This window comes from Pseudorhodobacter sp., from assembly GCF_030452865.1.
In the GTDB taxonomy this organism is placed as follows: Bacteria; Pseudomonadota; Alphaproteobacteria; order Rhodobacterales; family Rhodobacteraceae; genus Pseudorhodobacter.
Genome location: NZ_JAKDLJ010000174.1, coordinates 1 through 7,302, shown reverse-complemented (window position 1 = coordinate 7,302; position 7,302 = coordinate 1). Strand labels below are relative to the sequence as shown.

Genomic DNA, 7,302 nt, shown 5'->3' with positions numbered 1-7,302 from the left:
CCAAGGCTGACACCGAAGCTGCCGCCGCTGAGGCAGACGCCAAAGCCAAGGCTGACACCGAAGCTGCCGCCGCTGAGGCAGACGCCAAAGCCAAGGCTGACACCGAAGCTGCCGCCGCTGAGGCAGACGCCAAAGCCAAGGCTGATGCCGAAGCCGCCGCCGATGAGGCTGACGCCAAAGCCAAGGCTGACACCGCACCTGCTGCAGTCGCACCGGCAGGGGATTCGGGTGATGTTGCCGCAACGGCCGAAGCGCGGGCCAACGCCAAAGCTGAATTGGATGTCAAAGTCGATGGCTCGATCACGGACCCTTCGTCCGGTCTGAAAACGGCCAAAGAAGTTATAGATCCGGCCGCAGTCCCGGTCGCGGCACCGGAAGTGTCGGAAGAGGAGGTGAAAACGCTGTCCAACTTGCTTGTCGGAGCAGACACGACCAACGCGGACGCAGGCACTTCGGAAACTGCGCAGCCTCTTGCTTCCGCGGACAGTGGCGCAAAGCCCGTCGACGGGGCACCTTCGCCCGATGCGGTAACTGCAACTTCCGAGACGTTGACCGAGGAGTCAACCCGCCGCGCAACCGAAGAATTTGCCGCAGCGCCGCAGGTGGTGGCACCGGGCAAGAAAAACAAACTTTCCGACTTGGAAAAGGCCGGGCTGGTGGTTCTTGGGGCGCTTGCCGTAGGCACGATCCTGAATAGCAACAAGGCTACGGCGGCGGCCGAACAGCAGCAACAGGTCGTCTCAAATACGGGTGACCGGGTTGTAGTGTTGCAACCGGATGGAACCTATCAGATCTATAAGGACGATGATGCGCTGTTGCGGCGTCCGGGCAATACGCTGCGCACGGAAACCTATAAAGACGGTTCCACGCGCACGATCATTGACCGTCCCGATGGCTCTCAGATTGTCACAATCCGCAATGCTACCGGTCGTGTACTGCAACGCGCCCATTACGACAGCCAGGGCAATGAGCGGCTTTTGATAGACGATCTTGAGCGTGAGCAACCGATTGTTGTGTCAAAGCTGCCCAAGCCCAGAAATCGGCCCATCGTTATCTCGGCACAGGACGGAGATGCCGCGCTAAAAGCCGCATTGGCCCAACGGCGAATTGAATCCATTGGTCGGACCTTCAGCTTGCGTCAGGTCCGCGAAATACCGCAGGTACGCCATCTTGCCGCGATGATTGACGTGGACAATATTACCTTTGCATCCGGGTCGTCGGCGCTTTCAACAAGTGAAATCAATGCGCTGTCTGATTTGGGAACAACGATGCGGAGCATTCTGAAAGGCAATCCAGATGAAGTGTTCCTGATCGAAGGTCATACCGATGCGACCGGCAAAGCTGCGATGAACCTTGCCTTGTCGGATCGACGGGCTGAGACAGTGGCGCTCGCCATGACGGAGTATTTTGAGATACCGCCGGAAAATATGGTGGTGCAGGGCTATGGGGAAAGCGAGCTGCTGATCGACACCCAAGCCGATGAACAGCGCAATCGCCGAGCCGCCGTGCGGATCATTACGCCTTTGCTTTAGGCGCGCCTTCGGGCAGGTATTTGTTGCCTGCCCGGACTCTCTTTTGCTTGATCGCTCAAACTCCCGAGCGCTGACGTATGGGCAAGACGCTGTCGAAAGGCGGGGCACGTCTGTGCCATCGCAGCTATTGCTACCGTTACCGCATTGCCTCACGCTCCGGCGCCTCCCCCGACAGCGCGACGCCGCATCAAGGGTTCAGGGTTGTCTGGCCTGAATAGCCTGTTCGCGGTGCGATCAGTTGATCCTTGCGCCTGTGCTGCGGTCAAACAGGTGGATATGGTCATCCAGAACCCTGCACGCGACGATATCACCCGGCGTCAGGTCATGCCGCTCATTCAGGCTGACCCGCACTTCTTGGCCTGCAACAAGCAATACCAGATTAAGACGGTCGCCGGTATTTTCGGTTGACAGCAGTTTGCCGCTGAAATGCGCATCCTGCGCAGTTGCAATCCGGACATGTTCGGGCCGGAAGCCCAGTGTTACGTCCTGCGACGTTGGCGCGTCATAGGGGAAAACCGTGTCCAAAGCGGCGATGCCGGTGCCCGCTTTCATCTGCCCATCGACAAGGTTCATCGGTGGCGTGCCAACAAAACTCGCGACAAAAACGCTGGCCGGGCGATCATATAGTTCCAACGGTGGGGCGAATTGTTCAATCCGGCCGCCGTTCATCAACATCACGCGGTCGGCCATGGTCAGCGCTTCAACCTGATCATGTGTCACATAAATCGCGGTGACATGCAGGCGTTGTTGCAGGTTACGGATTTCGCTGCGCATCTGCACGCGCAGTTTTGCATCCAGATTTGACAGCGGTTCATCGAACAAGAACACCTTGGGTTCGCGCACAATGGCCCGCCCCATGGCAACGCGCTGGCGCTGGCCGCCCGACAGATCGCGCGGTTTGCGGTCGAGATAAGGTGTCAGGTTCAGCAGTTCGGCGGTATCAGCAATGCGCCGTTCACGTTCTGCCTTGTCCAGACCCATCAGTTCCAACGGGAAATCTATGTTCTGTTTCACCGTCATATGCGGGTAAAGCGCGTAGGATTGGAACACCATCGCAATGTCACGATCGCGCGGGCCTTGTTCGGTGACGTTCTTGCCGTCGATGGTGATGGCACCGCTGGTCGCATCTTCCAACCCCGCGATGATGCGCAGAAAGGTGGATTTGCCGCAGCCGCTTTCACCGAGGACAGCAATAAACTCTCCATCCGCGATATCGGCGTTCAAACCATGCAGGATCTTTACCGCACCGAAAGATTTTGTCAGGTTTTCAACGGTCAGTTTTGCCATGATGAGGTCTCCGCATCCGGGGATAGGTTAAGGCGCGCAAAGGCTTCGGGCGGGGCGTTGTGGCGTTGCATTTCGCGCATGAGTTTTGCCGCCATGGCTTGGTGCAAGCCGTCATCCGCCAGCGGATTTTCCTGTAGCGCATCTGTGGTGATATCGAACAGCAAAGTCTCGCTGCCCACCATGGCTGCTGGCCCATGCGAGCTATACCAGGGCGACTGCGCGATGACCGGAATGCGCATGACCGGGTAGCCCTCTGCATAGTCCAGATTGGTGACAAGTGTGGCCTGTTTCATCTCATCGCGGATGAAATACTGGCGCATGTGACTTGGCAGCAAGGTGTATTGGAAAAGCGTCTGGTCCAGCAGGTTTTCCGGATAGCGGAAATAAGTGTAGCGGCCATCGGTCACGTTTATCGCACCGCCAAAATAGCCAAAGATCACGCTTTCATGGTTCTGGGTTTTGGCATCGCGCAACACAGGCAACAGCGATTTTCCCCGAACGCTTTCGGGAATGTCGCAGCCGAATGCCTCCAGGAAAGTTGGCATCAGATCGGGGGTCTGGCTGAGCGCGTCACGCGACCCGCCCGCCGCATCTGCGTGATCGGGGTGGTGGATGAACAGCGGGATATGGGCGATTTCCTGATAGGCGGGCATCTTGTTTTTGGCCCACCAATCATGCTCACCCGTCAGATAGCCGTGATCGGTAGACACGACCAGCATCGTATCTTTCCACAGATCGAGAGCATCCATACGGTCGAGCAATCGGCCCATTTGTTCGTCGCAATGCGCCAGTAACGCCATGTAATTGGCACGCAGTTCCGCCGCCTCTGTATCGCCTTGCGTGACGCGCGCATAGGGTGGCCAGTCGCGGATGGGGCCGTCATAATCGGTGGGAAACTGGGCGCGCAAGCGTTCGGGTGCGTGGAAAGGTTCATGCGGGTCGAAGGTTTCGATTTGCAGGAACCAGTTGTCGGCATCCTTGTTGGTTTCCAGAAACTCACAGCCAAGATCAAAGCATTTCACCGATGAAAAATCGGCCTCCTCTCGGATGTAATCGCGATTGATCATATAGTGCAGCGGCAGATCGCCGAGCTTATCGCTGAACTGGTCGGGGTGATATTCTTTGCGATACCTGTCCAGATCAGGGGCAACATGCGCTTTCCACACATCACCTTCTTGACCGCGCCGGAATTCAAAACTGGTAAAGGTGTTTTGATAGCCTGCGCCGCCAACCTCCAGATAATGATAATGGTCGGTAATCAGATGGCTATAGATGCCCTGCTTTTTCATCACTTCGGTCATCGCGGTATCAAACGGTTCCAGCGGCCCCCAACTGCGGTGCATGAAGGTCAGCCGCCCGGTCTGCAAATCGCGGCGCGCGGGCATACAGGGCAGGCTGCCAACATAATGCGTATCAAACCGCACCGACTTTTCTGCAAGTCGTTGGAAATTTGGGGTTTTCATCAAATCGGCGCCGTAAGGTTCCAGATAGTGACGGTTCAGAGTGTCAAAAAGGACAAAGATTGCACGCATGGCTATCCAGTCACCTCCATGCGGGGGGTTAAGGCGTCGGCAGCGATTTTCACGGTGAAAATGCGGGTCTCGCCGGGTTCAAGAATTGGCATTTCATCGGCTGCACGAGCGGCTTGCCGCGACCGTGCTGCGGTTGAGCATGGCTCAATACCAATAAGATTGGCACCAAAGCCGCGCACCCGCAGCAGTTGCAAATAGGGCAACGTATCGGTGGAATAGGAGATGTGCAGGGCAAGGCCGTTTTGCGGGTTGTGAATGTGGCACTGTGCCATGCCGTTTTCAGACGCCAAACGATGCACCGACAATTCGGAAACCGGGCCTTTGGGCGCTGGTCCCATCGCGGAGAGGGGGTCATGTTCATTGCCGCGCCAAACCTCGGTGGCGCGGTCCATTGACACCACTGTCGCGGCACCAACCATCGGGTAGCCGAGGTTCATGTGATACAGCATCATGCTCGGCATCGGTGTCGGGCCGATGTTTCTCACCTTGTCGCGGATGGTCAGGCTGGTGCCGCCAAGTGGTGCCTCAATCCGGCGCTGCAAGCGCAGCGTGCCGCGCAACATCATGGATTGGGTGATTTCGCCCGTCGCCCAGAGCAGCGGTTCGTCTGCGTCCTCATCAATGCCATAGCCGATGAGCTTTGCAGGCTGATGCGCCCCTGCCCCGTGCAGCGGGTAGGCGATGGCCTTGGTCGGGTGCAGCGGGGCATGAAGTGCCGCCTCGGATTCAGGTTGGCGGATATGGTCAAACCCGCAGGTGCCCAGAAAGCCGGACATGCCCGTCAACCACCCCTGCCCGCCTTCAGCATGAGGGTCGATATGGGCCGCGCTGCGATATCCGGCGGGCGTGTGCCATGACAGCGTTGTGCCATTTAGCGCAAGCCGCCCGATGTCAAACGTGCGATCGACAATGATCTCTGCCTCTAAGCCGCCGCCTGTGCGCAGTTCCAACACGCGCACGCCGCGTTCGGCGCCGTCGCCTAATGTGACCAGACGGATATCGGCATAGGCCCCCAATGCACCGTATTTTTGGCGCAGCGCTGAAATGGTGTTGGGTGCGGTCATTTCACCGCCCCGGCCGTCAAACCTTTGACGATAAAGCGCTGACCGAACAGCAGGGCCAGAAGCGCGGGAATGGCCGAAAGGACCGAAGCCGCTGCCATCTGGGTGTATTTGATCTCATTTTCCTGCGCGAATTTGGCGATGCCCACCGGAACCGTGGCCGAGGTGTTGTTGGTCAGCGCCAGGGCGACCGGAAATTCATTCCAGCTGAAGATAAAGACCAGAATACCGGTGGAAACCAAACCCGGCATCATGATCGGGATTACAACGCGCCACAGGGTTTTGACAAATCCCGCGCCGTCGATAAAGGCGGCTTCTTCGAGCTCTTTCGGGATTTCGCGCAGAAACGACGACAAGAGCCAAAGCGACATCGGCAAGTGCAGGGTCGTATGCGCCAAGATCAAGGCGACGGTATCATTGTTCAGCCCGACACCGCGAAACAGCTCATACCATGCGCCTGCCAGCGTGACGGGGGGCACCAAGTTGAACACAACAGCCCAAAGCAAAAACAGGTTCACAACCCACGCCGGCCAGCGCAGACGCAGCAAGGAATAGCCTGCAAGAAACCCAATCGTCATTGCCGCCAGCGTGCTGATTGACGCGACGATGATGGAGTTGAGGAAGTTGCGGGCAAAAAGCGAGGTATTGCCGAACAGCACCTCGTCATAGTTCATCGTGACGGGGGTGAATTTAGTTGTCCCCATCAACAAGGCGATTTGGGTTTTGAACGATGCAAGGGCGATCCAAAGGAATGGCCCAAGCGTCAGAACCGCCGCCAGAAACAGAAACGCAAGTAAGGTTCGATCAACCGACAGCGCGTGTTTTGATTGCGTGCTCATTGGCTGCGGCTCCTCTGACGTGTCATCGCGACGCCGATGACTGTCGCGATGATGAAGATCACGGTGACTGACATGGCCGATCCGTAGCCCGGATTGTCCTGCACGAAGAACCGCTGATAGATCGTAAAGCTGATCACTTCGGTTGAGGTGCCAGGGCCGCCGCCCGTCAGCAGATACACCTCATCAAAGACTTTGAATGCGATGATGGCGCGGAACACGAATGTGGTGAAAATCGCGGGCCAGAGCAGCGGAAGCGAGACGCGGCGAAACTCTTGCCATTTGCTGGCACCGTCGATTTGTGCCGCTTCTGACACGTCTTTTGGCAGCGCCTCAACCGCGGCCAGAAGCAACAGGAAGGAAAACGGCACCCAATGCCAGATATCGACAATAATGACCGACATCAGTGCCAGCGAAGATGAACCAAGCCAATCGACCGGCCCCAAGCCGACTAGGCCAAGGATTTGATTCACTACGCCGAATTGGGAATTATACATCAAGCGCCAAATCGCGCCGATGATGATGCCGGGAATAAGGATGGGCAACAGGAACAGGGTGCGGTAGGCGCGTGATCTGGCACCCAAACGGGAACAGGCCAGCGCCAGCATCAAGCCAATGCAAACCTGCGCCGATGTTGCGGTGATCACCAGAATGATCGTGTTCAGAATGCCCGCCTTGAACAAGGCGTCCGAAGCAAGGGCTTTGTAATTGTCAAAACCAACCCATTGCCAATGGGATTCGCCGCCCGTCCAAGTCACCTCGGCGAAGCTGAGGGCTATCAGGTTGAAAAGCGGCAGGGCTGACAACAGGATCAGAAACAACAGGGCCGGAGCAAGCGAAAGAAACTTGGCCGCCTGTCGATTGTTTGATTGCGCCATAGGATTGACCACCAAAATCACAGGATTGGATAATAAGGTTGGGTAACAGCCATTGGCCGATCGAATTGGTCGGTGGGGCCCGGCACCACCGACCAAAAGGTGGATAAGTTTTTAAGATCAGGCAGGCGGCCGGTTTTGTAGCCTGCGGGCACCATGATATTTTGAACGTCAGCGGC

At 57.2% G+C, this 7,302-nt stretch carries 7 protein-coding genes; 2 read left to right on the top strand and 5 right to left on the bottom strand.

Annotated elements, in window-relative coordinates; genetic code table 11:
- Both L0H65_RS11215 and L0H65_RS11210 read left to right on the top strand, forming a co-directional pair.
- Window positions 1-1,532, top strand: a 1,532-nt coding sequence (locus L0H65_RS11215) for an OmpA family protein (protein WP_301459063.1), incomplete at its 5' end; no start/stop codon positions are given.
- 77 nt (window positions 1,533-1,609) lie between these two features.
- Window positions 1,610-1,750, top strand: coding sequence for an SUMF1/EgtB/PvdO family nonheme iron enzyme (locus L0H65_RS11210; RefSeq protein WP_301459062.1), 141 nt, complete (start codon window positions 1,610-1,612; stop codon window positions 1,748-1,750).
- A gap of 16 nt (window positions 1,751-1,766) precedes the next feature.
- On the opposite strand, the gene L0H65_RS11205 is transcribed toward L0H65_RS11210, so the two are convergent.
- The 5 genes from L0H65_RS11205 to L0H65_RS11185 are packed head-to-tail and all read right to left on the bottom strand — an operon-like array spanning window position 1,767 to window position 7,126.
- Window positions 1,767-2,819: an ABC transporter ATP-binding protein gene (locus tag L0H65_RS11205; protein WP_301459060.1), complete on the bottom strand. Its 1,053-nt coding sequence runs from the start codon at window positions 2,817-2,819 to the stop codon at window positions 1,767-1,769.
- Complete coding sequence (locus tag L0H65_RS11200; protein WP_301459058.1) at window positions 2,807-4,351, bottom strand: sulfatase; 1,545 nt, start codon at window positions 4,349-4,351, stop codon at window positions 2,807-2,809. The genes L0H65_RS11205 and L0H65_RS11200 overlap by 13 nt, the downstream gene beginning before the upstream one ends.
- Before the next feature lie 2 nt (window positions 4,352-4,353).
- Window positions 4,354-5,415, bottom strand: a complete 1,062-nt coding sequence (locus L0H65_RS11195) for a DUF4432 family protein (protein WP_301459056.1) — start codon at window positions 5,413-5,415, stop codon at window positions 4,354-4,356.
- Entirely contained in the window at window positions 5,412-6,251 is an 840-nt protein-coding gene (locus L0H65_RS11190) for a carbohydrate ABC transporter permease (protein WP_301459055.1), read from the bottom strand. The genes L0H65_RS11195 and L0H65_RS11190 overlap by 4 nt, the downstream gene beginning before the upstream one ends.
- The gene (locus tag L0H65_RS11185) at window positions 6,248-7,126 is read right to left on the bottom strand and encodes a carbohydrate ABC transporter permease (RefSeq protein WP_301459053.1); all 879 of its coding nucleotides are present in this window, start codon (window positions 7,124-7,126) and stop codon (window positions 6,248-6,250) included. Before L0H65_RS11185 ends, L0H65_RS11190 begins: the two co-directional genes overlap by 4 nt.
- Window positions 7,127-7,302 lie beyond the last annotated feature (176 nt).